This is a genomic window from Shinella sp., assembly GCF_035998705.1.
Classification (GTDB): Bacteria; Pseudomonadota; Alphaproteobacteria; order Rhizobiales; family Rhizobiaceae; genus Shinella.
The window spans coordinates 17,080-39,523 of sequence record NZ_DASYHH010000025.1 but is presented as its reverse complement, the minus strand read 5'-3'; the positions used below and the strand labels follow the sequence as shown (position 1 = coordinate 39,523).

The window sequence follows — 22,444 nt, the reverse complement described above, 5'->3', positions numbered from 1 at the left end:
AGGCGCCCGCTCCGGGGTGATCTGCCCCCTTGAGGGGGAGATGTCCGGCAGGACAGAGGGGGGTGCCAAGGCATGCCGTCGCCCCGTCGTGACGGGAGCCGCCCATGCCGGTTGAAACGAAAACGACCTGCCCCTATTGCGGCGTCGGCTGCGGGGTCGTCGCCCGTGTCGACGAGGACGGCGCCGTTTCCGTCAAGGGGGATCCCGATCACCCGTCGAACTATGGCCGGCTCTGCTCGAAGGGCTCGGCGCTCGCCGAGACGATCGATCTCGACGGCCGCATTCTGCATCCCGAGATCGGCGGCCGGCGATCCACCTGGGACGCGGCGCTCGACCGCGTCGCCGAGAAGTTCGCGAAGACGATCGCCGAACACGGCCCGGACTCCGTCGCCTTCTACGTCTCCGGCCAGCTCCTGACCGAGGACTATTACGTCGCCAACAAGCTGATGAAGGGGTTTATCGGCTCCGCCAATATCGACACCAATTCGCGACTCTGCATGTCCTCCTCCGTCGCCGGCCACCGCCGCGCCTTCGGCTCCGATACGGTGCCGGGAAACTACGAGGACCTGGAGCTCGCCGACCTGGTGATCCTCACCGGCTCGAACCTCGCCTGGTGCCACCCGGTCCTCTACCAGCGGCTTGCCGCGGCCAAGGTCCGCCGGCCGGGCATGCGGGTGGTGGTCATCGATCCGCGCCGTACCATGACGGCCGATATTGCCGACCTGCATCTGGCGATCCGGCCCGATACGGATGTCGCGCTGTTCGTCGGTCTCTTCTCCCACCTCGTTTCGAACAATGCGATCGACCAGAATTATGTCGCGGCGCATACGAACGGCTTTGCTGAAGCCTTTCTGGCGGCTTCCGCCGTCTCCTTCGCCGACGTGCTGGAGCAGACCGGCCTGCCGGCCATGCAGTTGCGCGAATTCTACCGCCTGTTCACGACGACCGAAAAGGTGGTGACCTGCTACAGCCAGGGCGTCAACCAGTCGTCGTCCGGCACCGACAAGGTCAATGCCATCCTCAACTGCCATCTCGCCACCGGCCGCATCGGCCGGCCGGGCATGGGGCCGTTCTCGCTGACCGGCCAGCCGAATGCCATGGGCGGTCGCGAGGTCGGCGGGCTTGCCAATATGCTCGCCGCCCATATGGCGCTCGAAAGCGCGGAGGACCGCGACCGGGTGCAGCACTTCTGGCAATCGCCGGTGATCGCCGGAAAGCCGGGATTGAAGGCCGTGGACCTGTTTCAGGCGGTGGGCGACGGCCGCGTCAAGGCGCTGTGGATCATGGCGACGAACCCGGTCGTCTCGATGCCGGATGCCGACGCGGTCGAAGCCGCGCTAAAGGTCTGTCCGTTCGTCGTGGTCTCCGACATTCAGAAAGACACGGACACCGCGCGTCACGCCCATGTGCTTTTGCCCTCGCTCGGCTGGGGGGAGAAGAGCGGTACGGTCACCAGCTCCGAGCGCCGCATTTCCCGCCAGCGGGCTTTTCTCGATGTACCCGGTGCCGCGCGGGCCGACTGGTGGCAGCTTGCCGAAGTCGCCCGGCGCATGGGTTTCGCCGATGCCTTCGCCTTCGAAACGCCTGCGCAGATTTTCGCGGAGCACGCAGCACTTTCGGCTTTCGAGAACGATGGCCGCCGCGATTTCGATATCGGCGCCCATGCCGGCATCGACCGGCAAGCCTATCACGCGCTTTCCCCCTTCCAATGGCCGCAGCCGGCCGGCCGCGAGCGGGCGGAGAGCCGTTTCTTTGCCAAGGGCGGGTTCTATCATCCGGATCGCAAGGCCCGTTTCGTGCCGGTCGAGCCGGTCGCCTGCGATCGCACCAGTGCCGCCTATCCCTTCACGCTGAACACCGGCCGCATCCGCGACCAGTGGCACACCATGACGCGCACCGGGAAAAGTGCGCGCCTTTCCGCCCATATCGCCGAGCCCTTCGCGGAACTTCATCCGCGTGACGCGCTGGAGCTCGGCGTCGTCCCGGCCGGTCTCGTTGAGATCGAAAGCCCCGGAGGCAGGGCCGTCGTGCGTGCACTCGTCACCGATCGCCAGGCCCGCGGCAGCGTTTTCGTGCCGATGCACTGGAACGACAAGTTTGCGGCCAAGGCCCGCATCGATACCCTCGTGCCGCCGCTGACGGACCGGATCTCTGGCCAGCCGGCCTCCAAAAACGTCGCCGTCGCCGCGCGCGCCCTCAAGGTTGCCTGTTATGGTTTTGCGGTGTCGCTGGCAAAGCCGGAAAACCTCGACGCCGGCTACTGGGCGCTCGCCAAGGCCGATGGCGGCTGGCGGCTCGAGCTTGCCTTCATGGATGCTGTGGAAGACTGGAGCGCCTGGTGCCGCCGCACCTTCGACATCCCCGATGCCATCGACCCGCTCGGTTATGCCGACCAGCGAACCGGCGAGACGAGGCTCGCCTTCTTCGACGGCCCGCGCCTTCTCGCCGCCGTCTTCCTGGCGCGCGAGCCGGTCGCGGTTGCGCGCACCTGGGCGGTCGCGCAGCTGACTGCCGAACACGCCGACCTGCGCAAACGCTTCGCCCTCGTCGCCGGCCGGCCGGGCGCCGACAAGCCGGATCCCGGCGCCACCGTCTGCTCCTGCTTCGGCGTCGGCGTCAACCAGATCGTCGGCGCGGTGCGTGGCGGCTGCCGCAGCGTCGAGGCGGTGGGCAAGGCGCTCAAAGCCGGAACCAATTGCGGCTCCTGCCGCGGCGAAATCCGCGGCATCGTCGAGGGATGTCTTGCTGCCGCCGCGGAATGAAGGCGCAGGCGCTTCAGCCGAACTCGACAGTCACGAAGACGAGTTCCGTCGTGCCCGTGTTGGTGAGGTCGTGCACGAAGGCGGTTTGCGGCGTCAGGTCGGCAAAGTGGCGGGTGTCGCCCGCGACATAGCTCACATCGACGACGCGCCCGTCGCCATAGCGCGAGCGTCCCGTACCGTCCGTCAGCACCGTCCAGACATATGGCCGGTCATGCCGGTGGGCGGCAAGGCTTTCGCCCGGCTGGAGCCGCAGGTGCCAGATGCGCATGCCGGGCTGATCGAGCACCAGCACCGTGCCGATCCTGTCGTTTGCCCGCGCCGCCGCCTGCTCCTTCGCGGAGAGCGGCGTCATGCGGCGGCGCTCCAGGCCGGGTAGGTCGCGTAACCGTCATTGTTGCCGCCAAACAGCGTCGCCGGATCGAAGGCGGCCAGCGGCAGGTCTTCGCGGTAGCGGCGCGGCAGGTCGGGATTGGCGATGAACGGACGACCGAAGGCGACGACATCCGCGAGCCCTTCGGACAGGATCGCCTCCGCCCGCTGCGGATCGTATTTGCCGGCGACGATGATCTTGCCGGAAAACGCCTCCCGAAGGTCACGGCGGAAGGAGACGGGAGTGACTGGGGCATCGTCCCAGTCGGCTTCTGCGAGATGGATATAGGCGAGGCCCAGACGGTCGAGTTCGCGCGCCGCCTTCAGCGTCGTCGGCACGATCTCGTCATCGACCATGCCGCGCTGGGTGATGAACGGCGACAGGCGAATACCGGTGCGCGCCGCACCTGCCTCGGCGGCGACGGCTTGCGCGACTTCGACGAGGAAGCGGATGCGGTTCTCCTGGCTACCGCCGTAATCGTCCGTGCGCTGGTTTGCCGAGCGGCGCAGGAACTGGTCGACCAGATAGCCGTTCGCGCCATGGATCTCGACCCCGTCGAAGCCGGCCTTCATCGCATTGGCGGCGGCCTTGCGGAAGTCGCCGACGACCGCGCCGATTTCCCCCACCGTCAGCGCCCGCGGCACCGGGCTATCGGCAAGACCGCCTTCACCCGTCGCGGGATCGACGATCCAGACCTTGGCCTCCGGCGAAAGCGCCGACGGGGCGACCGGCAGGCCATCCGCATGGAAACGCGCATGGCTCATGCGGCCGACATGCCAGAGCTGGAGCACCATGCGCCCGCCGGCCGCGTGCACCGCATCCGTGACGAGCCGCCAGCCCGCGACCTGGTCTTCCGAATGGATGCCGGGCGTAAAGGAATAACCCTGGCCCTGCGGCGAAATCTGCGTCGCCTCGCTGATGATGACGGCGGCGGAGGCGCGCTGCGCATAGTAGCGCGCCATCATCTCGTTCGGCACATTGCCCGGCTGCGTGCTGCGCGCACGGGTCATCGGCGCCATGGCGATGCGGTGCGGCAGGGCGATTGCGCCAAGCGATACGGGTTGGAAAAGCGAAGCGGTCATGGTCGTCCTCGATGTTCGGGCGGCGGATAGTCCCGGCCGCTATGGTTCGAAGGAGACAGTACCGCTTGCGGAAACTCCCGATAATTGCTTTGATCCGGAAATCATAATTCGGAAAAGCCGATCAATGCTGCTTGAAAACCTCTCCCTCTTCCTGCGCATCGTCGAGAAAGGCGGCCTTGCCGTCGCCGGTCGCGAGGTCGGGCTGTCACCCGCGACCGTTTCGGAGCGTCTCGCCGCGCTGGAGGCCTATTACGGGGCGACGCTGCTCACCCGCACGACGCGCGCCATCAGCCTGACGGAGGAGGGGCGGGCGCTCGTCGAGGGCGCCCGGCGGCTGCTGGCTGAGGCGGAGGAGCTGGAAAGCCGGGTGCGGCGCGGCGCGGACGTGATTTCCGGCCCCATCCGGCTGAGCGCCCCGGAAGATCTCGGCCGCCGCCTGCTGGTGCCCGTCATCGATGCCTTCCTGGCCGAGCACCCCGCGGTCACGATCGATCTCAACCTGACGGATGGTTATGTCGATCTCGTCGGGCAGGGCATGGATTTCGCCATCCGTCATGGTGTTTTGGCCGACAGCAGCCTCAGGGCGAAACCGCTCGGCGACAACCGCCGCATCGTCTGCGCCTCGCCCGCCTATCTGGAAAGGCACGGCACGCCGCAGCATCCGGACGAGCTCGAAAACCATGAATGCATCGTCATGCGCTTCGGCCAGAACATCGACCGCGAATGGTCCTTCGTCATCGATGGGATCGTGCGCAAGGTCACCGTGCATGGGCGGCGCGTGGTGAATGACGGCGGGTTGGTGCGCCAATGGTGCAAGGCGGGGCTGGGCGTCGCGCTCAAATCGATCCGCGACGTCGATGCCGATCTCGCTTCGGGTGCGCTGGTGGAGCTGCTTGGGGACTTTTCCGCCGGCAGCACGGCGTTGCAGATCGTCTATCCGCCGAGCGCCGTCCAGCCGCGGCGCGTGCGCCTGCTGATCGAGCGCATCGCCGCGGCCCTTTCACCGGGCCGCGGCGGGTAGTCGTCAGGCGGAGACCTGGTCGAGGAAGATCAGGCGCAGCGGCTCGGCAAGCAGGTCGTCGATCGTCGCGGCGAAGGCCTGGAAATAGTCCGCGGCGATATGCTCATCCAGCGCCGCCTGGCTTGCGAAGGCCTCGCGCATATAGAAGGTGCCGGGCTCTTCACGCAGTTCGAAGAGCACGTAGTCGAGATTTCCGGGTTCCGCACGGGTCGGCTCGATGAGCGCGAGCAGGCCCTCGCGCAGCGCCTCCCGCTTGCCGGGTTTTGCCTTCAGGACGGCGATGGCGATGAGTTTTTCGGCTGGTGTCGTCATGATGATGTCCTTGCTCAGAAGCCTTCGAGCACGATCTTGCCCTTGGCCTTGCCGGACTCGATCAGTGCATGGGCGCGCTTGAGGTTCTCCGCATTGATGACGCCGAAATGGTCGGCGAGCGTCGACTTGATCTTGCCGGCATCGACCAGTTCGCTGATGCGGTTGAGAAGGTCGTGCTGCTTTTCGATATCGGCCGTGTTGAACAGCGAGCGGGTGAACATCAGCTCCCAATGCAGCGAGATCGACTTGCGCTTCAGCGGCATCGCGTTCAGCGCCTTCGGGTCGTCGATGAGGCCGAACCGGCCCTGCGGCGCGATCAGCTCGACGATGTCGGCAAGATGGTCGTCCGTATTGGTTGCGGAGAAGACGAAGGCGGGCTGGCCGATGCCGAGCGCCGCGACCTGAGCGGCCAGCGGCTGGCGATGGTCGACGACATGGTGGGCGCCGAGCGACTTCACCCAGTCCTGGGTTTCCGGCCGGGAGGCGGTGGCGATCACCGTCAGGTCCGTCAGCGCGCGGGCGATCTGGATGGCGATCGAACCGACGCCGCCGGCGCCGCCGATGATGAGGATGGCGTTAGCCGCGCCCGCAACCGGGCGGGTCACCTCCAGCCGGTCGAACAGCATTTCCCAGGCGGTGATCGAGGTCAGCGGCAGGGCGGCGGCGGCGGCGAAATCGGTCGAGGCCGGCTTCTTGCCGACGATGCGCTCATCGACGAGATGGAATTCCGCGTTGGTGCCGGACCGGTTGATCGCGCCGGCGTAGAAGACCGCGTCGCCCGGCTTGAACAGGCTGGCCTCCGGGCCGACGGCGGTGACGACGCCGGCGGCATCCCAGCCGAGCACCTTCCACTCGCCCGGCTCCGGCTTGGCGGAAGCGCGGATCTTGGTGTCGACCGGATTGACCGAGACGGCCTTCACCTCGACGAGGATATCGCGGCCCTGCGGCTCGGGCCGCGGCAGGTCGAAATCGACGAGGGCGGTCGTGGCGTCGATCGGTTGCGGGGTCTGGTAGCCAATGGCACGCATTTCAATCTCCTGAATGTGCGAAAGTCGGTTCGTATGGGGTGAAGATAGGACCATACGGCATGCCCTGATAATTTGCCGAAATCCAAAATGATAATTCGAATTTTTCGAAGTTGTCTTCCCGCCATCCTGCGCGGGGCCTTCGGCGTTGACAAGCGGGCGCGAAATTCTCATATATGAAGTAGTAATTCAAATAAGAATTCTTCGGGGCCTTGCGGGGCTTCGCAGGGAGGAGCCTTCATGCAGGACGAAACCGGATTGCTCGCCGGTCTGACCGTGATCGATATGAGCCAGTTTCTCTCCGGCCCCTATTGTTCGCTGCGGCTGCTGGATCTCGGCGCCCGCGTCATCAAGATCGAGCGGCCGGACGGCGGCGACCTGTCGCGCCGGCTCTATCTCAGCGACACCGAGGTCGGCGGCGATTCGACGCTGTTCCACGCCATCAACCGCGGCAAGGAGAGCCTCGGCATCGACCTCAAGAACCCGGACGATCTCGCTTTCCTGCGCAAGCTGATCGGCAAGGCCGACGTGCTCATCCAGAATTTCCGGCCGGGTGTCATCGAGCGCCTCGGTCTGGATTACGCGGCGGTGAAGGCGATCAACCCGGCCATCGTCTATGCCTCGATCAGCGGCTACGGCGAGGACGGCCCCTGGGTGATGCGGCCGGGGCAGGATCTGTTGGCGCAGGCGCGCTCGGGCCTGATGTGGCTGAACGGCGACGAGGAACAGGGGCCGGTGCCCTTCGGCCTGGCGGTCGCCGACATGCTCGCCGGCGCCAATGCCTGCCAGGGCATTCTCGCCGGCCTTGTGCGGCGCGGCATTTCCGGCAATGGTACCCATATCCAGACCAGCCTGCTCGAAAGCCTGGTCGATTTCCAGTTCGAGGTGCTGACCACCCACCTTAACGACGGCGGCCGCAAGCCGAAACGCTCGGGCTTTCGCAGCGCGCATGCCTATCTTTCTGCGCCCTACGGCGTCTATCCGGCCAGGGACGGTTACCTGGCGATCGCCATGACGCCGGTCGGCCGGTTGCAGGATCTCTTGCAGATCGAGGCGCTTGCGGCCTATCGCGACGACAGCAAGGCCTGGTTCACGGCGCGCGACGCGATCAAGCGCATCATCGCCGAGAAGATCGCGACCGACACCGTCGATCATTGGCTGTCCATCCTCGAACCCGCCGACATCTGGTGCTCCAAGGTGCTGGAATGGCCGGAACTGCTGGCGAGCGACGGCTTCCGCATGCTCGATATGTTGCAGACGGTCACCCGCGAGGACGACGTCTCGATCGGCACGACCCGCTGCCCCGTGCGTGTCGATGGCCGCCGGCCGCTCGGCGGGCAAGCGGCGCCGCGGGTCGGCGAGCATACCGGCCGCATCCGGGCGGAGTTCGCCTGATGGGCGGCGTTACCCTGAAGGGCATGACCTGGAGCCATCCGCGCGGCTATGATCCGATGGTGGCCTGCTCGGAAGATTGGTTGCAGAAGACCGGCGTGGCGATCGAATGGGACAAGCGATCGCTGCAGGATTTCGAGAGCTTTCCCGTCGAGGAGCTGGCGCGCCGCTACGATCTCATCGTCATCGACCACCCGCATGTCGGCCAGATTACCGCGGAAAACTGCCTTGCGCCGCTGGACGGACCGGGCCGGGAGGCCGCCTTCACGGCGCTTGCCAAGGGTTCCGTCGGCAGATCCTTTCCGAGCTACAACTGGCAGGGCCGCCAATGGGCCTTCCCGATCGACGCGGCGACGCAGGTGCTGGCCTTCCGGCCGGACCGGCTCGACACGCCGCCGACGACCTGGGCGGACGTCCTCGACCTTACGAAAGCCGGCGAGGTGCTGTTGCCGCTGCGTCCGCCGCATTCGCTGATGTGCCTGTTCACGCTGTGCGGCAATCTCGGCCGGCCGTGCTCGGTAGAGCGGGACCGGCCGTTCGTCGATGCCGAGACCGGCATCCAGGCGATCGAGATGATCCGCGAACTGGCCGCACGCGTCGATCCCGCCTGCACGGGCATGGACCCGATCGCCGTGCTGGATCTGATGGGCGAGGACGGCGCGCGCTACAGCCTCTCGCCGCTGATTTACGGTTATGTCAGCTATTCCCTCGAAGGGTTTCGCGCAAACCGCATCGCCTTTGCCGACATGCCGGTTGCCGGCGCAAATGGGCCGGTCGGGTCGGCGCTCGGAGGCACGGGCATTGCCGTCTCGGCATTCTCGGAGAACCGCGAGGCGGCTATCGATTTCGCCTACTGGATTGCGGCCGGGGCGGTGCAGGCCGATCGCTACTGGCGCTCCGGCGGCCAACCCGGCCATGCCGCGGGCTGGGAGGACGAGGCGGCCAATGCCGCAACGCTCGGCTTCTACAAAAACACCCGCAGGACGCTGGAAGGCGCCTGGCTGCGACCGCGCCATGACGGCTACATGCCGTTCCAGGAGGCGGCCTCGCAGCGCATCAACCAGGCTGTGACGGGCGCGGAGCCGGCAGCAAAAGCCATTGCCGATCTCAACGATCTCTTCGTAAGGAGTTTCCGGTAGAAGGGGCTGTATCTCGACTCGAAATACCGCCCAAGCCGCCATCGAATTTATATATGAATTGGCTCAATCGCCCGGCTTGAAGTCCGCACCGGTCATTTCGGAGAGCTTCGTCGTCGTCTCGCTGATGAGCTGGATGGTGGTGGAAATGTCGGGCGCCGGTGCGTTGATCAGCGTGATATAGGGCACGGTGAGGGCCGCGATCGCGGTGCCGTCCGCGCCGAGCACGGGGGCCGAGAGGTTCATGACGCCGGCCGTCTGGGCGCTCGGCATCATCTCGTAGCCGCGGGTGCGGATGAGATCGAGCCGCGCCAGGAATTCGGGCGTCACGCGCCCGTCCGTGCCGCCATCGCCGACATGTTCGGCGATCATGCGCTCGCGTTCCACGCCGGGACGGAAGGCGAGCAGTATATGGCCGGAACCCGTATCGAACAGGCCGATGCGCGAGCCGACGCGGATGGAAATGCCCCAGTAACCCGGCGCTTCCTGCTGGGCGATGACGACCGGATTGCCGCGGTCGAAAACGACGAGCTGGTTGGCCTGGCGCGAGGCCTCCGCAAGCTCGCGCATCAGCGGCACGGCGAAGGACACGAGGCGGCGCACCGGGGCGTGGAGCTGCGCGAGGCCGAAGAGTTTCAGCGTCAGCGAGAAGCGGTCGCCATCGATGCGCGTGACGTAGCCGCGTTTCACGAGGCGGTCGAGCATGCGGTAGAATTCGTTCGGGCTGCGGTCGAGCCGCTTGGCGATTTCCGCCTGGGTCAGGCCGCCATCGACGCCGGCGAGCAGTTCCAGGATATCGAGGCCCTTGTCGAGCGCCGGCGCCCGGTAGCGATCGTTTTCCTCTTCCGACACCTGAAATCCCCTAGTGAATGAATAAATTCATATACGCAGAAACACTTCATGGCAATGCCGAAAACCGGTTTTCCGCTTGACGATGAATGAATAATTGGTTTGTATATGAATGAAGCTCTTATTGGTGAGGGCTGGCGAAAGCCACATGGGAGGAGAACATGTCGAGATTTCTAGCCGGCGTCGCGGTCGGCGCGTTGATGTGCGCGGGGTCTGCGCTCGCCGCCGATCTGCCGGGAAAATTCGAAGGCGTCACCGTCGATGCGAAGCTCATCGGCGGGCAGCAGTATGAGGCGCTCTATGCGCGCATCGCCGAATGGGAAAAGGCGACGGGCGCCAAGGTGAACGTGCTTTCGAAGAAGAACCATTTCGAGCTGGACAAGGAGATCAAGTCGGACATCGCGACCGGCAACATCACCTGGTGCGTCGGCTCGAACCATTCGTCCTTCGCCCCGCAATATCCGGATATCTATACCGATCTTTCGGCCCTGCTGCCGAAGGAGGAGATCGACGCCTTCGTGCCGGCCAACATTTCCTCCTCGACGCTCGGCGGCAAGCTGGTGATGCTGCCGCGCGCGCAGTTCGACGTCTCGGCGCTCTACTACCAGAAGAGCCTCTACCAGGACGACGCCAAGAAGGCGGCGTTCAAGGAGAAATACGGCTACGACCTGACCCCGCCGGACACCTGGCAGCAGGTCACCGACCAGGCGACCTTCTTCTCCAATCCGCCGGATTTCTACGGCACGCAATATGCCGGCAAGGAAGAGGCGATCAACGGCCGCTTCTATGAAATGCTGGTGGCCGAAGGCGGCGAATATCTCGATGCCGACGGCAAGCCTGCCTTCAACTCGGAAGCCGGCGTGCGTGCGCTCGACTGGTTCGTGAACCTCTACAAGGCGAAGGCCGTGCCGGCCGGCACGACCAACTATCTCTGGGACGACCTCGGCCAGGGCTTTGCCTCGGGCACCATCGCCGTCAACCTCGACTGGCCTGGCTGGGCGAGCTTCTTCAACGACCCGAAGTCGTCCAAGGTCGCCGGCAATGTCGGCGTGAAGGTGCAGCCGGCGGGTTCCTCCGGCAAGCGCACCGGCTGGTCCGGCCACCACGGCTTCTCGGTCACGGAAAGCTGCGCCAACAAGGAAGCCGCCGCCTCGCTCGTCTGGTTCCTCACCAACGAGGACAGCCAGAAGCTGGAATCCTCCGCCGGTCCGCTGCCGACGCGCACGGCCGTCTGGGATTTCAACATCAAGCAGGCCGAAAGCGACCCGTACCGCAAGGAAGTGCTGACCGCCTTCCAGGAGGCCGCGAAGAACGCCTTCGCGGTGCCGCAGACGGCATCGTGGATCGAAATCTCCAACGCCGTCTATCCGGAGCTTCAGGCCGCCATTCTCGGCGACAAGACCTCCAAGGAAGCGCTGGACGCCGCCGCCGAAAAGGCGACGCAGATCCTCGAAGACGCCGGCGCGCTCTGAGCTCATCCAGTGGCGCCGCCTTGCGGCGCCACTTGCCACCCCTAATGACATTTCGGAAAACGAGAGAACGCCGCCAGTTCCGGCAGGCGGGTTTTCCCTGCATTCGTGAAGACTGGAGAAGCCGATATGAAAGGCTGGAGGCCACCGGCACCGTTTCTGCTTCTGCTGCCCGCCATTCTGGTGCTGGCAGCCGTCGTCATCGTCCCGCTGATCCTGTCGCTCTATTCGAGCTTCACGCCGTTTAGGCTGACGCAGCCGGCCTCGCTCTATACCTTCGTCGGCTTCCGCAACTATGCGCGTATCCTGACGGACCTGGAGTTCTGGACGGCATTCGGCCGCACCGTACTGCTTTTGACCGTCGCGCTCAATGTCGAGATGCTGCTCGGCCTCGGCCTTGCGATGCTGGTGGAGAAGGCGACGCGCGGCCAGCGCGTGCTGCGCACCATCATGATGTTCCCGATGATGTTCTCGCCGATCCTCGTCGGCTTCCAGTTCAAGTTCATGTTCAATGACAATATCGGCCTGGTGAACAACGCCCTGCAATCGCTCGGGCTGACGGATCAGGCGATCCCGTGGCTGATCGACGGCACGCTCGCCTTCACGGCGATCCTGATTGCCGAAGTCTGGTCGTCGACCTCCGTCTTCGCCATCCTCATCCTCGCCGGCCTGCTCGCCATGCCGAAGGAGCCGATCGAGGCCGCGCGCGTCGATGGCTGCACGCCCTGGCAGACATTCCGCTACGTCACCTGGCCCTTCATCATGCCCTTTGCCTATATCGCCATGACGATCCGCTCGCTCGACGTCGCGCGCGCCTATGACATCGTGAAGATCATGACGGACGGGGGACCTGCCAAGCGCACGGAACTGCTCTGGACGCTGATCTCGCGCACCGCCTATGCAGACGCGCGCATGGGTCTTGCCAATGCCATGTCCTATGTCGCGATACTGCTGTCCATCCTCTTCACCGTCTACTTCTTCCGGAAGCTTGCGGCGGCGCGGACCCAGATCGGTGCGGAGTGGTAAGATGAACGAGAATGCAAAAGCCCGTATCAACGGCATCCTTCTGTCCATCACGCACAAGATCGGGCTCTTCCTGGCCATGACCGTCATCTGCCTGCCGGGTCTCTGGATCGTGCTCGCCTCGTTCCGGCCGACGGTCGAGATCATGGCGAAACCGCCGGTCTGGATCCCGCAGGATCTGTCGCTCGATGCCTATGTCGCGATGTTCTCCGGCGTGGGGCAGGGCGGCATTCCGGTCATCGAATATTTCCGCAATTCGCTGATCATCTCCGTTACTTCGACGGCGATCGCGCTCGCCATCGGCATGGCCGGCGGCTACGCCTTCGCGCGCTTCCGCTTCAAGGCGAAGTCGTCGATCTTCCTCGGCCTGATGCTGACGCGCACCGTGCCCGGTATCGCGCTCTCGCTGCCGCTGTTCTTCGTCTATTCGAAGCTCGGCATCATCGATACGCATTTCGGGCTGATCATGGCCTATGTGGCGCTCAATGTACCCTTCACCATCTGGCTGATCGACGGCTTCTTCCGGCAGGTGCCGAAGGATCTGGCGGAGGCCGCGCAGATCGACGGCTGCACGCGCTGGCAGGCCTTCTGGCAGGTGGAGTTTCCGCTCGCCGGCCCCGGCATCGCGTCCGCCGGCATCTTCGCCTTCCTAACCTCTTGGAACGAGTTCGCGCTGGCCTCGCAGCTCACCCGTTCCGTCAACTCCAAGACCCTGCCAGTCGGCCTGCTCGACTATACGGCGGAGTTCACCATCGACTGGCGCGGCATGTGCGCGCTGGCGGTGATCATGATCATCCCCGCCCTCGTGCTGACCTTCATCGTGCAGAAGCATCTGGTTTCCGGCCTCACCTCCGGCGCAGTCAAAGGATAATCCATGGCAACCGTTTCCCTCGAAAAGCTGGTCAAGCGCTACGGCGCGGTCGAAGTGGTCCATGGCATCGATCTGGAAGTGGCGGACCGCGAGTTCATCGCGCTGGTCGGCCCGTCCGGATGCGGCAAGTCCACTACGCTGCGCATGATCGCGGGCCTGGAGCCGATCTCCGGCGGCAACCTCAGGATCGGCGGCAAGATCGTCAACGACCTGCCGCCGCGCGCGCGCAACCTCGCCATGGTCTTCCAGTCCTACGCGCTTTATCCGCACATGACGGTGCGCGAGAACATGGGTTTCTCGCTGAAGATCGCCGGGCAGAAGCCGGAGGAGATCGCGCCGCAGGTGGAAGAGGCGGCCAAGACGCTCGACCTCACACACCTGCTCGACCGCCGCCCGTCGCAGCTCTCCGGCGGCCAGCGCCAGCGCGTCGCCATGGGCCGCGCCATCGTGCGCAATCCGGAAGTCTTTCTCTTCGACGAGCCGCTGTCGAACCTCGATGCGAAGCTGCGCACGCAGATGCGCGTCGAGATCAAGAAGCTGCATGCCAAGGTCCAGTCGACGGTCATCTACGTCACGCACGACCAGGTGGAGGCGATGACGCTTGCCGACCGCATCGTCATCATGCGCGACGGCTATATCGAGCAGGTCGGTACGCCGGAGGATGTTTTCCAGCGTCCGCAATCGAAATTCGTCGCCGGATTCATCGGCTCGCCGCCGATGAACCTCAAGGATGCCGAGGTGGCGGACGGCCAGCTCGTCTTCGAAAACGGCGACCGCCTGCCGCTGCCGGCGCGCTTCAGGGAGCGTGTGACGGCCGGCCAGAAGGTGACCTTCGGCCTGCGCCCGGACGATCTCTACCCCGCCGGCCATGGCCTTCATTCCGGGGAAGATGCCGATGTGCATGACCAGGATCTGCGCGTCATCCTCACCGAGCCGCTCGGCAACGAGACGCTGGTCTTCGCGGATTTCGGCGGCGCCGAATGGGTCGGCCGCATGCTGAACCCGCGACGGCTGACGCCGGGCGAAACGCTGCCGTTCTGCTTCGACCTGTCGCAAGCCCATCTCTTTGACCGCGACAGCGGCCACACATTGCGAGGCTGACATGGCGAAGATCGAACGCGTTGAGCTGAAAATGGTGGACCTTCGCCCGAAGGTCGAGCGCACGGACGCCATCCAGAGCTTCGTGAGCCAGGAAACGCCGCTCGTCACGATTACCGACAGCGATGGCGCGGTGGGCACGGGCTACAGCTACACGATCGGCACCGGCGGCTCCTCCGTCATGCGGCTTCTCGCCGATCACCTGGCGCCCCGCCTGATCGGCCGCGACGCCGACCAGATCGAGGCGATCTGGCACGAGCTGGAATTCGCCACCCACGCCACGACGATCGGCGCGATCACGTCGATCGCGCTTGCCGCGATCGACACCGCGCTGTGGGACCTTCGCGCGCGAAAGCAGAACCTGCCGCTGTGGAAGCTCGCCGGCGGGGCGAAGGACCGCTGCCCGCTCTACACGACGGAAGGCGGGTGGCTGCATATTCCGGTGGAAGCGCTCGTCGAGGATGCCCTTGACGCGAAGGCGAAGGGCTTCACCGGCTCCAAGGTGAAGATCGGCAAGCCGCACGGTTCCGAGGATTTTGCGCGGCTTTCGGCCGTGCGCAAGGCGGTCGGCGATGGCTACGAGATCATGACCGACGCCAACCAGGGCTTTTCCGTCGACGAGGCGATCCGCCGGGCCGATCGCTTGCGCGAGCTCGATCTCGGCTGGATCGAGGAGCCGTTGCCGGCCGACGATATCGACGGCCATGTGCGTCTCAACCGGTCGACGTCAACGCCGATCGCTATCGGGGAATCGCTCTATTCCATCCGCCATTTCCGCGAATATATGCAGAAGGGTGCCTGCTCCATCGTGCAGGTCGATGCCGGCCGTATCGGCGGCATTACGCCCTGGCTGAAGGTGGCGCATGCGGCGGAAGCCTTCGACATGCCGGTCTGCCCGCATTTCCTGATGGAACTGCATGTCAGCCTGACCTGTGCGGTGCAGAACGGCAAATATGTCGAATACATCCCGCAGCTCGACGATATTACCACCTCGCGCCTGAGAATAGAGAACGGCATGGCGCTGGCACCCATGACTCCGGGCCTCGGCATCGACTGGGACTGGGATGCCATCCGCAGCCAGTCGATCTCTGAGTTCGAGCACGAAATCCGCAAGGGAGCCTGAGACATGCAGCGCATCGGCATGGTGATCGGCGTCAAGCCGGAGAAGATCGAACAGTACAAGCGCCTGCACGCCGCCGTCTGGCCGGACGTGCTGGCGATGATTTCCGCCTGCAACATCCAGAACTATTCGATCTTCCTGAAGGAGCCGGAGAACCTGCTGTTCTCCTTCTTCGAATATCACGGTGACGACTATGCCGGTGACATGGCGAAGATGGCGGCGGACCCGAAGACCCAGGAATGGTGGGCTGTGTGCATGCCCTGTCAGGCGCCGCTTGAGACGCGGAAAGAGGGGGAATGGTGGGCGAGCATGGAAGAGGTGTTCTTTCATGCGTAATGTCGTGGTTCACCCCCCTCTGCCCTGCCGGGCATCTCCCCCTCAAGGGGGGAGATGGGATGGAGCATCGTCTCGCCCATCTTTGGCGTTGCAGTTCGAGCAATACCCATGCGTCTTGCCGATCTCCCCCCATGAGGGGGAGATGCCCGGCAGGGCAGAGGGGGGTAAGGCGAAGCCTGACCTTCAAGAGGCCCGCCATGCCCTTTGACCCCCGCACGCTCTCCCAATCCTGGCCGCTGCCCTCGAACCCGCGCCCGATCGTCACCTTCGGCGCCGGCTCGATCGTTGGCGACGCGCATTACCCGGCCTACCGCAAGGGCGGCTTCCCGATCGCCGGTGTCTACGATCCCGACCACGACAAGGCGAAGGCGCTGGCGGAAAAATGGGGCGTCACCGCTTACCGCACCGTCGAGGAAGCAGCCTCCGTCGAGAACGCGATCTTCGACCTCGCCACTCCGCCGGCCGCCCATGCCAAGGTGCTCGCGGCGCTTCCCGAAGGTGCTGCGGCGCTGATCCAGAAGCCGATGGGGGCCGATCTTGCGGCGGCGACTGAAATCCTGGCCATCTGCCGCGACAGGAAGCTCAAGGCCGCCGTCAATTTCCAGCTGCGGTTTGCCCCGATGATGCTGGCGCTGAAGGATGCGATCGCCAAGGGCCTGCTCGGCGAGGTCGTCGATTTCGACGTCTATCTGGCGCTCGACACGCCCTGGCAGTTCTGGTCCTTCCTCGAAGGCCTGCCGCGCATCGAGATCGCCATGCATTCGATCCACTATCTCGACGTCATCCGTCAGGTGCTGGGCGATCCGAAGGGCGTGCACGCCAAATCGATCGGCCACCCGAACCACACGATGGCCCAGACGCGGACAACCGCGATCCTCGACTACGGGGACCGGGTACGCTGCGCTGTTTCGATCAACCACGATCACAAATTCGGCCGCAGGCACCAGGCCTGCGAATTCCGGGTCTCCGGCACGGAGGGTGCGGCCTATCTCCAGCTCGGCGTCAATCTCGATTATCCGCGCGGCGAACCGGATATCCTGGAAATCCATCCGAAGGGCGGCGATGGCTGGGTCGCCGCGCCGCTTGAAGGGACGTGGTTTCCGGATGCCTTCGTCGGCCGCATGGCGAACCTCCAGCGCTTCGTTTCGGGCGAGGATGCCGAGCTCGTTTCCTCGGTGGAGGATGCCTGGATGACCATGGCGCTTGTCGAGGCGGCCTATGCCTCCAGCGCCGCGCCCGCCACGCCCCTCGCCGCCCGGCCCCAAAGCAATTCCAGCAAAAGCGCGTAGCGGTTTTGCGTCAGGAATTGCGTAAAAACAGAAAGTTAGAGCATTTTCGCGAAGCGGAAACGCTCTAGACAGGAACAGGACATGGAACAGGTCAGATATTTCGAGGACTACGCCATCGGCGATGGCCGCAAGACGATGGGGCGCACGATCACCGAGACGGATTTCGTCGTGCATGCCGGCCATACGGGTGATTTCTTCCCGCATCACATGGATGCGGAATTCATGAAGACGCAGCCGTTCGGCCAGCGCATCGCGCATGGCACTATGGTCTTTTCGATCGGCGTCGGGCTGACGGCGAGCGTCATCAATCCGGTTGCCTTTTCCTACGGTTATGATCGCATGCGCTTTATCAAGCCCGTCTTCATCGGTGATACGATCCACACCCGTGTGACGATAACGGCCAAGGAAGACGATGCGAAGCGCGCGGGCTTCGGCCGTGTTATTGAACGCACGGAAGTCATCAACCAGAAGGGCGAGGTCGTGCTCGCCGCTGACCATATCTACGTCGTCGAGCGCCGGCCGAACGCCGCCTGACGCTTTATCCAAGGAGCCATCATGTCTTTCTCCCTCGAAAACAAGCGCGTCCTCCTCACCGCCGCGGGCCAGGGCATCGGCCGGGCGAGCGCGATCGCCTTTGCCCGCGCAGGCGCCACGGTCGTGGCGACCGACATCAATGCCGATGCGCTGAAGAGCCTGGCGGGCGAGGCCAATATCGAGACCTATGTTCTTGACGTGCTGGACGACGAGGCGGTCACGCGCGTCGTCTCCGCCACCGGCCCGTTCGACGTTCTGTTCAATTGCGCCGGCTTCGTGCATGCCGGCTCGATCCTCGACATGCCGGACAAGGATCTCGACTTCGCCTTCGATCTCAACGTGCGGGCCATGGTGCGCACCATTCGCGCGGTGCTGCCGTCGATGCTGGAGCGCAAGGACGGCGCCATCATCAACATGGCCTCCGTCGCCTCCAGCATGAAGGGCGTGCCGAACCGCGCCGCCTACACCATCACCAAGGCCGCCGTCGTCGGGCTGACGAAGTCGGTTGCAGCCGATTATGTCGGTGAGGGCATCCGCTGCAACTGCATCTGCCCCGGCACCGTCGAAAGCCCGTCGCTGCAGGATCGCCTGAAGGCGCAGGGCGACTACGAGGCGGCGCGGGCGGCCTTCATCGCCCGCCAGCCGATCGGCCGCATCGGCACGCCGGAGGAGATCGCCGATCTCGCCGTCTATCTCGCCGGCGCCACCTACACGACGGGTCAGGCCTACGCCATCGACGGCGGCTGGACCATCTGAAATATTTAAAACCGACCATTGCAAGGGCCGCTTCCATGACCAAGATCACCAGCCTGCGTTCGATCGACCTGCGCTTCCCCACCTCGCAGAGCCTGGACGGCTCGGATGCCATGAACCCCGATCCCGACTATTCGGCCGCCTATGTCGTGCTTGGCACGGATACCGCCGGTCTGGAGGGGCACGGTCTGACTTTCACTATCGGCCGCGGCAACGAGATCTGCTGCGCGGCAATCGATGCGATGAAACATCTGGTGGTCGGTCTCGATCTCGACTGGGTGCGCGAAAACCCCGGCCGCTTCTGGCGCCATGTCACGAGCGACAGCCAGTTGCGCTGGATCGGCCCGGACAAGGGCGCCATGCATCTGGCGACCGGAGCGGTGGTGAATGCCGTCTGGGATCTGCTGGCCAAGCAGGCCGGCAAGCCGGTCTGGCGCCTCGTCGCCGAGATGAGCCCGGAGGAGATCCTCTCCATCGTCGACTTCCGCTACCTCACCGACGCGCTGACGCCGGAGGAGGCGCTCGCTATCCTCAGGAAGGCCGAAGCGGGCAAGGCGGAGCGGATCGCGACATTGGAGGCGGAGGGTTACCCCTGCTATACGACGTCGGCCGGCTGGCTTGGCTACGATGACGAAAAGCTGCGCCGGCTCTGCCAGGAAGCCGTCGACCAGGGCTTTACCCATATCAAGATGAAGGTCGGCCGCGATCTGGAGGACGACAAGCGGCGGCTGCGCATCGCCCGCGAGGTGATCGGCGACGATCGGTTCATGATGATCGACGCCAACCAGGTCTGGGAGGTCGGGCAGGCGATCGACTGGGTGAAGGAGCTCCAGCCCTACAAGCCCTATTTCATCGAGGAGCCGACGAGCCCGGACGATGTCTTCGGCCACAAGACGATCCGCGAGGCGATCGCGCCGGTGAAGGTCGCGACCGGCGAGATGTGCCAGAACCGCATCATGTTCAAGCAGTTCATCGCCGAGGGCGCGATCGATATCGTGCAGATCGATTCTTGCCGCATGGGCGGCCTCAACGAGGTTCTCGCCGTGCTGCTGATGGCGGCGAAGTACGACCTGCCGGTCTGGCCGCATGCCGGCGGCGTGGGGCTGTGCGAATATGTCCAGCACCTCTCGATGATCGACTACATCGCCATCTCGGGCACCAAGGAGGGCCGGGTGATCGAGTTCGTCGACCATCTGCACGAACACTTCATCGACCCCTGCCGCATCGAGAACGCCGCCTATATGCCGCCGTCGCTGCCGGGATTTTCGATCGAGATGAAGCCGGAGTCGATCGCGACCTATACGTTCGGCGGTTGAGGCCCGAGGCCTGCGGTCTGGACAGTCCTTGATTGAAGGATTTATGATCGTGGCCCCGAACAATGCGATACGCACATCATGAATATGGTCAAGCCGCCTTTGCCGTCTGAAAGCCGGGAGGATAGAATCCAGTCGAATCCGGTGCGGCTCGGTGCGCGGCTGCGGCTGACGCGCCAGACGCGCGGGCTGACGCTGAAGGCGCTGGCGCTGGCGGCGGATTGTTCGGAAAGCCTGCTCTCCAAGATCGAGAACGGCAAGGCCTCGCCGTCGCTGCCCATGCTGCATCGGCTGGTGCGCGCGCTCGATTCCAACATCGGCTGGATGTTCGAGGAAACCGATGGCGAGGAGGGCGTGGTGTTTCGTGCCGGCACGCGGCCGCTCATCACGCTCGATCCGCTGCGCCGCGGAGAGGGCATCTCGCTCGAGCGCATCATTCCCTATTCGGCCGGCCATCTGCTCCAGTGCAACATCCACCATATCGAGGCGGGCGGCCAGAGCGCAGGGCCGATCCAGCATGTGGGCGAGGAGGTCGGCTATCTGCTGGTCGGCGAAATCGAGCTGATGATCGGCGACAGGACCTTTCGGCTTTCCGCCGGCGACAGTTTCGTGTTCAATTCCGAGCTTGCCCACTGGTATCGCAATGTCGGGGAGGAGCGGGCCTCGATCTTCTGGGTCAATACGCCGCCAACCTTCTGATATCGTTTTCTAAAATATTCCCTGACCGATTTTGCGAACCGGAAATTCAAGTAACTTGACATGCATTCAAGTTACTTGAATAATGCCTCTCGTAAATTCCTGTGGCCGCCAACGGCTTCAAACAAGGGGAACATCAAAATGGGTAGGACCAAATATCTTCTCGGCTGCGCTGCGGCCGCCACGCTGACGCTGATGAGCGCGGCCAATGCCTTCGCCGATACATTCGCACTCGTCACCATCAACCAGCAGGCACTGTTCTTCAACCAGATCAATGACGGCGCCAATGCCGCGGCCAAGGCTGCCGGCATCGACCTCGTCATCTTCAACGCCAACAACGTGCCGTCGGCGCAGAACGACGCGATCGAGACCTACATCACGCAGAAGGTCGACGGCATCATTCTCGTCGCCATCGACGTCAATGGTGTGAAGCCGGCGATCACCGCCGCCAAGAATGCCGGCATTCCGGTCATCGCCATCGACGCGCAGATTCCGGAAGGCGACAACATCGCCTTCGTCGGCGTCGATAATACCGCTGCGGGCGGCGATATCGGCAAGTTCTTCTCCGACTACGTGAAGAGCGACATGAGCGGTGCCGCCAAGGTCGGCGTTGTCGGCGCGCTCAACTCCTTCATCCAGAACCAGCGCCTCGATGGCTTCAAGGCGGCGGTGACCGAAGGCGGCCAGAAGGTCGAGTTCCTCGACACGGTCGACGGCCAGAACGTGCAGGACGTGGCGCTCTCGGCCGCCGAAAACCTGATGACCGCCAATCCCGACATGAATGCGCTCTATGCCACCGGCGAGCCGGCGCTGTTGGGTGCCGTTTCCGCCGTCGCCAGCCAGGGCCGCGGCGACAGCATCAAGGTGTTCGGCTGGGACCTGACCAAGTCGGCAATCGACGGCATCGACCAGGGCTTTGTCACGGCCGTCATCCAGCAGGATCCGGCAGGTGAAGGCAAGGCTGCGGTTGAAGCGCTCGTCAAGGTCAAGAAGGGCGAAACGATCGAGCCGATCATCAACGTGCCGGTGACCATCGTCACCAAGGAGAATGTCGACCAATATCGCGACATGTTCAAGTAAGCCGACCGTCGCTGCCCGGCCGAAATCCGGGCAGCGGTGTCTTTTGGGAAGGGCCGTTGAACATGACCGAAACGCAAGTCAGCCGCGTCCGGATGACCGGCATATCCAAGCGCTATGGCGCGCTGCAATCGCTCGACAATGCCTCGCTGAACCTCATGCCGGGCGAAGTGCTCGGACTGGTGGGCGACAATGGCGCGGGCAAATCCACCATCAGCAAGGTGCTTTCGGGCGCCGTGATCCCGGATTCGGGCACGATCGAGATCGACGGCCGGCCGGTCTCCTTCACGTCGCCTGCGGAGGCGCGCGCCGCGCGTATCGAGATGGTCTACCAGGACCTCGCGCTCTGCGACACGATCGACGTCGCCGGCAACCTCTTCCTCGGCCGCGAGCCGAAACGGCATATTGCCGGCGTGCCGATGCTCGACAAGAAGCTGATGCACGAGCGGGCACGCGATATGCTCTCCAATCTCGGCATCGTCATTCCCGATACGTGGATGAAGGTCGAAAACCTCTCTGGCGGCCAGCGCCAGTCGATCGCGATCGGCCGCGCCGCGTCCTTCGATCCCTCCGTGCTCATCATGGACGAACCGACGGCGGCGCTTGCTGTCGCCGAAGTGGAGGCGGTGCTTGAACTGATCCGCACCGTGTCCCGCCGTGGCGTTTCCGTCATCCTCATCACGCATCGGCTGCAGGATCTCTTCCTCGTCTGCGACCGCATCCAGGTGATGTATGAGGGCCGCAATGTCGCCGAGCGGCGCATCGAGGACACCAATATCGAGGATGTCGTCAATCTCATCGTCGGGCGGAAATTCGCTGCCCGTTCCGCAGGCCACAATCGGGCCGGCCACAATCAGGAACGAGGCGCTTCCGCATGAGCTCCGAGCCCAACGCCTATTCCAGCCATCCGCCGCGC

At 64.4% G+C, this 22,444-nt stretch carries 22 protein-coding genes; 17 read left to right on the top strand and 5 right to left on the bottom strand.

Translation table 11 applies throughout. The features are described from left to right. Window positions 1–104 precede the first annotated feature (104 nt). Entirely contained in the window at window positions 105–2,762 is a 2,658-nt protein-coding gene (locus VGN93_RS21585; RefSeq protein ID WP_327509088.1) for a molybdopterin-dependent oxidoreductase, read from the top strand. A gap of 13 nt (window positions 2,763–2,775) precedes the next feature. Here the strand turns inward: VGN93_RS21585 and VGN93_RS21580 are convergent, their stop codons facing one another. Further along, window positions 2,776–3,114 (bottom strand): hypothetical protein, encoded by a 339-nt coding sequence (locus VGN93_RS21580; RefSeq protein WP_327509087.1) that lies wholly within the window; start codon window positions 3,112–3,114, stop codon window positions 2,776–2,778. Then, complete coding sequence (locus VGN93_RS21575; RefSeq protein ID WP_327509086.1) at window positions 3,111–4,214, bottom strand: alkene reductase; 1,104 nt, start codon at window positions 4,212–4,214, stop codon at window positions 3,111–3,113. Before VGN93_RS21575 ends, VGN93_RS21580 begins: the two co-directional genes overlap by 4 nt. A gap of 124 nt (window positions 4,215–4,338) precedes the next feature. Between VGN93_RS21575 and VGN93_RS21570 the strand changes: the two genes are divergently transcribed. Continuing rightward, complete coding sequence (locus VGN93_RS21570; protein WP_327509085.1) at window positions 4,339–5,235, top strand: LysR family transcriptional regulator; 897 nt, start codon at window positions 4,339–4,341, stop codon at window positions 5,233–5,235. A gap of 3 nt (window positions 5,236–5,238) precedes the next feature. Here VGN93_RS21570 and VGN93_RS21565 read toward each other — a convergent pair whose 3' ends face one another. Continuing rightward, window positions 5,239–5,547, bottom strand: coding sequence for a putative quinol monooxygenase (locus tag VGN93_RS21565; RefSeq protein WP_327509084.1), 309 nt, complete (start codon window positions 5,545–5,547; stop codon window positions 5,239–5,241). Window positions 5,548–5,561: 14 nt separating this feature from the next. Then, complete coding sequence (locus VGN93_RS21560; RefSeq protein ID WP_327509083.1) at window positions 5,562–6,575, bottom strand: zinc-binding alcohol dehydrogenase family protein; 1,014 nt, start codon at window positions 6,573–6,575, stop codon at window positions 5,562–5,564. Between the two features lie 237 nt (window positions 6,576–6,812). Between VGN93_RS21560 and VGN93_RS21555 the strand changes: the two genes are divergently transcribed. Both VGN93_RS21555 and VGN93_RS21550 read left to right on the top strand, forming a co-directional pair. Continuing rightward, window positions 6,813–7,967: a CaiB/BaiF CoA-transferase family protein gene (locus VGN93_RS21555; protein ID WP_327509082.1), complete on the top strand. Its 1,155-nt coding sequence runs from the start codon at window positions 6,813–6,815 to the stop codon at window positions 7,965–7,967. Continuing rightward, the gene (locus VGN93_RS21550; RefSeq protein WP_327509081.1) at window positions 7,967–9,103 is read left to right on the top strand and encodes an extracellular solute-binding protein; all 1,137 of its coding nucleotides are present in this window, start codon (window positions 7,967–7,969) and stop codon (window positions 9,101–9,103) included. The genes VGN93_RS21555 and VGN93_RS21550 overlap by 1 nt, the downstream gene beginning before the upstream one ends. A 63-nt stretch (window positions 9,104–9,166) precedes the next feature. Here the strand turns inward: VGN93_RS21550 and VGN93_RS21545 are convergent, their stop codons facing one another. Further along, the gene (locus VGN93_RS21545) at window positions 9,167–9,952 is read right to left on the bottom strand and encodes an IclR family transcriptional regulator (RefSeq protein ID WP_327509080.1); all 786 of its coding nucleotides are present in this window, start codon (window positions 9,950–9,952) and stop codon (window positions 9,167–9,169) included. A gap of 158 nt (window positions 9,953–10,110) precedes the next feature. Here VGN93_RS21545 and VGN93_RS21540 point away from each other — a divergent pair, with 158 nt between their 5' ends. The 13 genes from VGN93_RS21540 (at window position 10,111) to VGN93_RS21480 (ending at window position 22,406) form a co-directional block, all read left to right on the top strand. Continuing rightward, a complete protein-coding gene (locus VGN93_RS21540; RefSeq protein WP_327509078.1) occupies window positions 10,111–11,421 on the top strand; it encodes a sugar ABC transporter substrate-binding protein in 1,311 nt (436 codons plus the stop codon). Between the two features lie 126 nt (window positions 11,422–11,547). Then, window positions 11,548–12,444 (top strand): sugar ABC transporter permease, encoded by an 897-nt coding sequence (locus VGN93_RS21535; protein WP_319314533.1) that lies wholly within the window; start codon window positions 11,548–11,550, stop codon window positions 12,442–12,444. A 1-nt stretch (window position 12,445) separates the two neighbouring features. Continuing rightward, entirely contained in the window at window positions 12,446–13,312 is an 867-nt protein-coding gene (locus VGN93_RS21530; protein WP_327509077.1) for a carbohydrate ABC transporter permease, read from the top strand. A 3-nt stretch (window positions 13,313–13,315) separates the two neighbouring features. After that, window positions 13,316–14,413, top strand: a complete 1,098-nt coding sequence (locus VGN93_RS21525) for a sn-glycerol-3-phosphate ABC transporter ATP-binding protein UgpC (RefSeq protein WP_327509076.1) — start codon at window positions 13,316–13,318, stop codon at window positions 14,411–14,413. A gap of 1 nt (window position 14,414) precedes the next feature. After that, on the top strand, window positions 14,415–15,533 hold the full coding sequence (locus VGN93_RS21520) for a mandelate racemase/muconate lactonizing enzyme family protein (RefSeq protein ID WP_327509075.1): 1,119 nt from the start codon (window positions 14,415–14,417) through the stop codon (window positions 15,531–15,533). Window positions 15,534–15,536: 3 nt separating this feature from the next. Beyond that, window positions 15,537–15,866, top strand: a complete 330-nt coding sequence (locus tag VGN93_RS21515) for an L-rhamnose mutarotase (RefSeq protein ID WP_327509074.1) — start codon at window positions 15,537–15,539, stop codon at window positions 15,864–15,866. Window positions 15,867–16,063: 197 nt separating this feature from the next. Next, window positions 16,064–17,155, top strand: coding sequence for a Gfo/Idh/MocA family oxidoreductase (locus tag VGN93_RS21510; protein ID WP_327509073.1), 1,092 nt, complete (start codon window positions 16,064–16,066; stop codon window positions 17,153–17,155). Between the two features lie 81 nt (window positions 17,156–17,236). After that, window positions 17,237–17,689 carry a MaoC/PaaZ C-terminal domain-containing protein gene (locus VGN93_RS21505; RefSeq protein ID WP_327509072.1) on the top strand — a complete coding sequence of 151 codons (453 nt, stop codon included), beginning with the start codon at window positions 17,237–17,239 and terminating at the stop codon, window positions 17,687–17,689. A gap of 21 nt (window positions 17,690–17,710) precedes the next feature. Beyond that, window positions 17,711–18,445, top strand: a complete 735-nt coding sequence (locus VGN93_RS21500; protein ID WP_319314547.1) for an SDR family oxidoreductase — start codon at window positions 17,711–17,713, stop codon at window positions 18,443–18,445. Window positions 18,446–18,480: 35 nt separating this feature from the next. Beyond that, window positions 18,481–19,758, top strand: coding sequence for an L-fuconate dehydratase (locus tag VGN93_RS21495; protein WP_327509071.1), 1,278 nt, complete (start codon window positions 18,481–18,483; stop codon window positions 19,756–19,758). Window positions 19,759–19,842: 84 nt separating this feature from the next. After that, window positions 19,843–20,454, top strand: coding sequence for a cupin domain-containing protein (locus VGN93_RS21490; protein WP_319314856.1), 612 nt, complete (start codon window positions 19,843–19,845; stop codon window positions 20,452–20,454). 138 nt (window positions 20,455–20,592) lie between these two features. Next, window positions 20,593–21,531, top strand: a complete 939-nt coding sequence (locus tag VGN93_RS21485; RefSeq protein WP_327509070.1) for a substrate-binding domain-containing protein — start codon at window positions 20,593–20,595, stop codon at window positions 21,529–21,531. Window positions 21,532–21,593: 62 nt separating this feature from the next. Beyond that, complete coding sequence (locus VGN93_RS21480; RefSeq protein ID WP_327509069.1) at window positions 21,594–22,406, top strand: ATP-binding cassette domain-containing protein; 813 nt, start codon at window positions 21,594–21,596, stop codon at window positions 22,404–22,406. The last annotated feature ends 38 nt before the right edge of the window (window positions 22,407–22,444 follow it).

Bases quoted from the DNA above. Each gene is read 5' to 3' on its own strand.
- VGN93_RS21535 (WP_319314533.1), top strand. From the start codon at position 11,548: ATGAAAGGCTGGAGGCCACCGGCACCGTTTCTGCTTCTGCTGCCCGCC.
- VGN93_RS21525 (WP_327509076.1), top strand. From the start codon at position 13,316: ATGGCAACCGTTTCCCTCGAAAAGCTGGTCAAGCGCTACGGCGCGGTC.
- VGN93_RS21505 (WP_327509072.1), top strand. From the start codon at position 17,237: ATGGAACAGGTCAGATATTTCGAGGACTACGCCATCGGCGATGGCCGC.
- VGN93_RS21530 (WP_327509077.1), top strand. From the start codon at position 12,446: ATGAACGAGAATGCAAAAGCCCGTATCAACGGCATCCTTCTGTCCATC.
- VGN93_RS21560 (WP_327509083.1), bottom strand. From the start codon at position 6,575: ATGCGTGCCATTGGCTACCAGACCCCGCAACCGATCGACGCCACGACC.
- VGN93_RS21500 (WP_319314547.1), top strand. From the start codon at position 17,711: ATGTCTTTCTCCCTCGAAAACAAGCGCGTCCTCCTCACCGCCGCGGGC.
- VGN93_RS21575 (WP_327509086.1), bottom strand. From the start codon at position 4,214: ATGACCGCTTCGCTTTTCCAACCCGTATCGCTTGGCGCAATCGCCCTG.
- VGN93_RS21485 (WP_327509070.1), top strand. From the start codon at position 20,593: ATGGGTAGGACCAAATATCTTCTCGGCTGCGCTGCGGCCGCCACGCTG.
- VGN93_RS21495 (WP_327509071.1), top strand. From the start codon at position 18,481: ATGACCAAGATCACCAGCCTGCGTTCGATCGACCTGCGCTTCCCCACC.
- VGN93_RS21580 (WP_327509087.1), bottom strand. From the start codon at position 3,114: ATGACGCCGCTCTCCGCGAAGGAGCAGGCGGCGGCGCGGGCAAACGAC.
- VGN93_RS21565 (WP_327509084.1), bottom strand. From the start codon at position 5,547: ATGACGACACCAGCCGAAAAACTCATCGCCATCGCCGTCCTGAAGGCA.
- VGN93_RS21555 (WP_327509082.1), top strand. From the start codon at position 6,813: ATGCAGGACGAAACCGGATTGCTCGCCGGTCTGACCGTGATCGATATG.
- VGN93_RS21520 (WP_327509075.1), top strand. From the start codon at position 14,415: ATGGCGAAGATCGAACGCGTTGAGCTGAAAATGGTGGACCTTCGCCCG.
- VGN93_RS21515 (WP_327509074.1), top strand. From the start codon at position 15,537: ATGCAGCGCATCGGCATGGTGATCGGCGTCAAGCCGGAGAAGATCGAA.
- VGN93_RS21480 (WP_327509069.1), top strand. From the start codon at position 21,594: ATGACCGAAACGCAAGTCAGCCGCGTCCGGATGACCGGCATATCCAAG.
- VGN93_RS21585 (WP_327509088.1), top strand. From the start codon at position 105: ATGCCGGTTGAAACGAAAACGACCTGCCCCTATTGCGGCGTCGGCTGC.
- VGN93_RS21510 (WP_327509073.1), top strand. From the start codon at position 16,064: ATGCCCTTTGACCCCCGCACGCTCTCCCAATCCTGGCCGCTGCCCTCG.
- VGN93_RS21550 (WP_327509081.1), top strand. From the start codon at position 7,967: ATGGGCGGCGTTACCCTGAAGGGCATGACCTGGAGCCATCCGCGCGGC.
- VGN93_RS21570 (WP_327509085.1), top strand. From the start codon at position 4,339: ATGCTGCTTGAAAACCTCTCCCTCTTCCTGCGCATCGTCGAGAAAGGC.
- VGN93_RS21490 (WP_319314856.1), top strand. From the start codon at position 19,843: ATGGTCAAGCCGCCTTTGCCGTCTGAAAGCCGGGAGGATAGAATCCAG.
- VGN93_RS21540 (WP_327509078.1), top strand. From the start codon at position 10,111: ATGTCGAGATTTCTAGCCGGCGTCGCGGTCGGCGCGTTGATGTGCGCG.